This window comes from Streptomyces sp. NPDC015125, from assembly GCF_043080045.1.
Taxonomy (GTDB): Bacteria; Actinomycetota; Actinomycetes; order Streptomycetales; family Streptomycetaceae; genus Streptomyces.
Map to the genome: position 1 here is coordinate 1 of NZ_JBIBVF010000043.1, position 3,250 is coordinate 3,250.

General features: G+C 57.9%; 2 rRNA genes (1 of these 2 cut by a window edge). Both read left to right on the plus strand.

Going from position 1 to position 3,250, the window contains the following annotated elements:
• Window positions 1-136 precede the first annotated feature (136 nt).
• Window positions 137-1,665, plus strand: a 16S ribosomal RNA gene (locus ACF088_RS41100).
• 304 nt (window positions 1,666-1,969) lie between these two features.
• Window positions 1,970-3,250: ribosomal RNA gene (locus tag ACF088_RS41105) — 23S ribosomal RNA — on the plus strand (it continues 1,924 nt past the right edge of the window).
• Together the 16S and 23S rRNA genes form the textbook arrangement of a ribosomal RNA operon.

A 3,250-nucleotide genomic window follows, 5' to 3' on the forward strand; every position in this document is an offset into this window, starting at 1 on the left:
GGATGAGGTTCCTTTGAAAGTCCACCACGGCCCCTGCGGTCGGGGTGGCACACACAGCGAGGACGCTGTGAACGACCGGACTTATTCCGTCTGGTTGTTCCGCTCTCGTGTGTGTTCACCGGATTACCGGTAAACATTCACGGAGAGTTTGATCCTGGCTCAGGACGAACGCTGGCGGCGTGCTTAACACATGCAAGTCGAACGATGAACCTCCTTCGGGAGGGGATTAGTGGCGAACGGGTGAGTAACACGTGGGCAATCTGCCCTTCACTCTGGGACAAGCCCTGGAAACGGGGTCTAATACCGGATACGACACACGACCGCATGGTCTGTGTGTGGAAAGCTCCGGCGGTGAAGGATGAGCCCGCGGCCTATCAGCTTGTTGGTGGGGTGATGGCCTACCAAGGCGACGACGGGTAGCCGGCCTGAGAGGGCGACCGGCCACACTGGGACTGAGACACGGCCCAGACTCCTACGGGAGGCAGCAGTGGGGAATATTGCACAATGGGCGAAAGCCTGATGCAGCGACGCCGCGTGAGGGATGACGGCCTTCGGGTTGTAAACCTCTTTCAGCAGGGAAGAAGCGAGAGTGACGGTACCTGCAGAAGAAGCGCCGGCTAACTACGTGCCAGCAGCCGCGGTAATACGTAGGGCGCAAGCGTTGTCCGGAATTATTGGGCGTAAAGAGCTCGTAGGCGGCTTGTCACGTCGGATGTGAAAGCCCGGGGCTTAACCCCGGGTCTGCATTCGATACGGGCAGGCTAGAGTTCGGTAGGGGAGATCGGAATTCCTGGTGTAGCGGTGAAATGCGCAGATATCAGGAGGAACACCGGTGGCGAAGGCGGATCTCTGGGCCGATACTGACGCTGAGGAGCGAAAGCGTGGGGAGCGAACAGGATTAGATACCCTGGTAGTCCACGCCGTAAACGTTGGGAACTAGGTGTGGGCGACATTCCACGTCGTCCGTGCCGCAGCTAACGCATTAAGTTCCCCGCCTGGGGAGTACGGCCGCAAGGCTAAAACTCAAAGGAATTGACGGGGGCCCGCACAAGCAGCGGAGCATGTGGCTTAATTCGACGCAACGCGAAGAACCTTACCAAGGCTTGACATACACCGGAAACGTCTGGAGACAGGCGCCCCCTTGTGGTCGGTGTACAGGTGGTGCATGGCTGTCGTCAGCTCGTGTCGTGAGATGTTGGGTTAAGTCCCGCAACGAGCGCAACCCTTGTTCTGTGTTGCCAGCATGCCCTTCGGGGTGATGGGGACTCACAGGAGACTGCCGGGGTCAACTCGGAGGAAGGTGGGGACGACGTCAAGTCATCATGCCCCTTATGTCTTGGGCTGCACACGTGCTACAATGGCCGGTACAATGAGCTGCGATACCGCGAGGTGGAGCGAATCTCAAAAAGCCGGTCTCAGTTCGGATTGGGGTCTGCAACTCGACCCCATGAAGTCGGAGTTGCTAGTAATCGCAGATCAGCATTGCTGCGGTGAATACGTTCCCGGGCCTTGTACACACCGCCCGTCACGTCACGAAAGTCGGTAACACCCGAAGCCGGTGGCCCAACCCCTTGTGGGAGGGAATCGTCGAAGGTGGGACTGGCGATTGGGACGAAGTCGTAACAAGGTAGCCGTACCGGAAGGTGCGGCTGGATCACCTCCTTTCTAAGGAGCACTTCTTACCGACCTTTGGTTGGTCAGAGGCCAGTACATCAGCGAATGTCTGATGCTGGTTGCTCATGGGTGGAACGTTGACTATTCGGCACACTTGGTTGGTTGTCACTAGTACTGCTTCGGCGTGGAACGTGGGGATTGATGGAGTGGGCCGGGCACGTTGTTGGGTATCTGAGGGTACGGACTGTTGAGTCTGGACCTTCGCGATGCCGGCCCCAGTGAACTCAGCCTTCGGGTTGGGGTGGTGGGTGGCTGGTCGTTGCTTGAGAACTGCACAGTGGACGCGAGCATCTGTGGCCAAGTTTTTAAGGGCGCACGGTGGATGCCTTGGCACCAGGAACCGATGAAGGACGTGGGAGGCCGCGATAGGCCCCGGGGAGCTGTCAACCGAGCTTTGATCCGGGGGTGTCCGAATGGGGAAACCCGGCAGTCGTCATGGGCTGTCACCCGCTGCTGAACACATAGGCAGTGTGGAGGGAACGCGGGGAAGTGAAACATCTCAGTACCCGCAGGAAGAGAAAACAACCGTGATTCCGGGAGTAGTGGCGAGCGAAACCGGATGAGGCCAAACCAGTCACGTGTGATACCCGGCAGGGGTTGCGTGGTTGGGGTTGTGGGAGTTCTCTTTTGCAGTCTGCCGGCTGTGAGACGAGTCAGAAACCGTTGATGTAGGCGAAGGACATGCGAAAGGTCCGGCGTAGAGGGTAAGACCCCCGTAGCTGAAACATTAGCGGCTCGTTTGAGAACCACCCAAGTAGCACGGGGCCCGAGAAATCCCGTGTGAATCTGGCGGGACCACCCGTTAAGCCTAAATATTCCCTGGTGACCGATAGCGGATAGTACCGTGAGGGAATGGTGAAAAGTACCGCGGGAGCGGAGTGAAATAGTACCTGAAACCGTGTGCCTACAAGCCGTGGGAGCGTCGCGCATCGAGCTTGCTCGGTGCGTCGTGACTGCGTGCCTTTTGAAGAATGAGCCTGCGAGTTTGCGGTATGTTGCGAGGTTAACCCGTGTGGGGAAGCCGTAGCGAAAGCGAGTCCGAATAGGGCGTTGAGTAGCGTGCCCAAGACCCGAAGCGGAGTGATCTAGCCATGGGCAGGTTGAAGCGGAGGTAAGACTTCGTGGAGGACCGAACCCACCAGGGTTGAAAACCTGGGGGATGACCTGTGGTTAGGGGTGAAAGGCCAATCAAACTCCGTGATAGCTGGTTCTCCCCGAAATGCATTTAGGTGCAGCGTCGTGTGTTTCTTGCCGGAGGTAGAGCACTGGATAGGCGATGGGCCCTACCGGGTTACTGACCTTAGCCAAACTCCGAATGCCGGTAAGTGAGAGCGCGGCAGTGAGACTGTGGGGGATAAGCTCCATGGTCGAGAGGGAAACAGCCCAGAGCATCGACTAAGGCCCCTAAGCGTGTGCTAAGTGGGAAAGGATGTGGAGTCGCAGAGACAACCAGGAGGTTGGCTTAGAAGCAGCCACCCTTGAAAGAGTGCGTAATAGCTCACTGGTCAAGTGATTCCGCGCCGACAATGTAGCGGGGCTCAAGCACACCGCCGAAGTCGTGTCATTGCAGCAATAC